1 protein-coding gene is annotated in these 1,272 nt (G+C 64.8%); it reads right to left on the reverse strand.

Features of this window, described 5'->3' with window-relative positions; all coding sequences use genetic code 11:
• Positions 1 to 6 precede the first annotated feature (6 nt).
• Positions 7 to 1,248, reverse strand: a complete 1,242-nt coding sequence (gene arcA / locus DW754_RS10815; protein ID WP_117584235.1) for an arginine deiminase — start codon at positions 1,246 to 1,248, stop codon at positions 7 to 9.
• Positions 1,249 to 1,272 lie beyond the last annotated feature (24 nt).

The following is a 1,272-nucleotide window of genomic DNA, read 5'->3' on the forward strand; positions in this document are numbered from 1 at the left end:
AAAACCTTAGAGGTCCTCGCGCCAGAAGGGCATGCTCATGCAGCGCGGGCCGCCACGGCCGCGGGAGAGCTCGGCGGAGGGCACGACGAGAAGGTCCAGGCCCTCCTTGTACAGCACGTCGTTGGTGACGGTGTTGCGGGCGTAGACGCAGATCTTGCCGGGCTCGACGCACAGGGTGTTGGAGCCGTCGTTCCACTGCTCGCGGGAGGCCGCGATCGGGTCGCCGCCGCCGCAGGGGATCAGCTTGACCTGGTCAACGCCGGTGGCGTCCTCCAGGACGTGCTCGAGGGTGTCCTCGATCAGGCGGATGTTCACGTCGCCCGGGTTCTTGCCGGCGGTCAGCTCGTAGACGCGCAGGGTGCCCATGATGGCGGGGTGGATCGTGAACTTATCGACGTCGATCTGAGTGAAGACCGTGTCGAGGTGCATGAAGGCGCGGGAGACCGGGATGTCGAAGGCCAGGATGCGCTCGACCTTGGAGTCGGAGTTCCAGAAGATGTTCTGGGCCATGACGTCGATCGCGGCGGCCTGGGTGCGCTGGGAGATGCCGACGGCGAGGGTCTTCTCGTTGATGTTCAGCACGTCGCCGCCCTCGGTGTGGAACTGGCAGTCGCGGCGGAAATACAGGGAGACGTCCTTGTAGTCGGGGTGGTACTTGAAGACGTACTTGCCGTACAGGGTCTCGCGGTTGCGGGTGACCGAGTACATGCGGTTGAGGTTGACGCCCTCGCCGACGACCGCGAACGGGTCGCGGGTGAAGTAGAGGTTGGGCATCGGGTCGATGATCAGGTCGGACTCGGACTCGGAGTTGACCAGGGAGTCGAGGGTCGTGGACGCCGTGAGGGGCATGTCGATCTCGGCCTTGGTCATGCCGGCCATGGTCTTCTTGACGAACTCGAGGTTGTCCTCGATGGAGTCCAGCTTCTCGCGGACGATCTGCGGCATCTGCTGGCCGCGGATGCCTGCCTCGGCGATGTACTGGTCGGTGAACTCGGCGCGGGCGCCGGGGACCTGGTCGAACACCTCTGCGACGAGGTTCTCGAGGTAGAGCACCTCCACGCCCTGGTCCTTAAGGATCTGGGCGAAGGTGTCGTGCTCCTGCTGCGCGACCTCCAGGAACGGGACGTCGTCGAACAGGAGTCGCTCGAGCTCGTCGGGCGGCAGGTTGAGGAGCTCGTCGCCGGGACGGTGCAGGCAGACCTTCCTGAGCTTGCCGATCTCGGAAGGCACGTGCAGACCTTTCGTCATGGCCTCCTACCTTTCTTTCGGGCC

This window comes from Collinsella sp. AM29-10AC, from assembly GCF_003469085.1.
GTDB lineage: Bacteria > Actinomycetota > Coriobacteriia > Coriobacteriales > Coriobacteriaceae > Collinsella.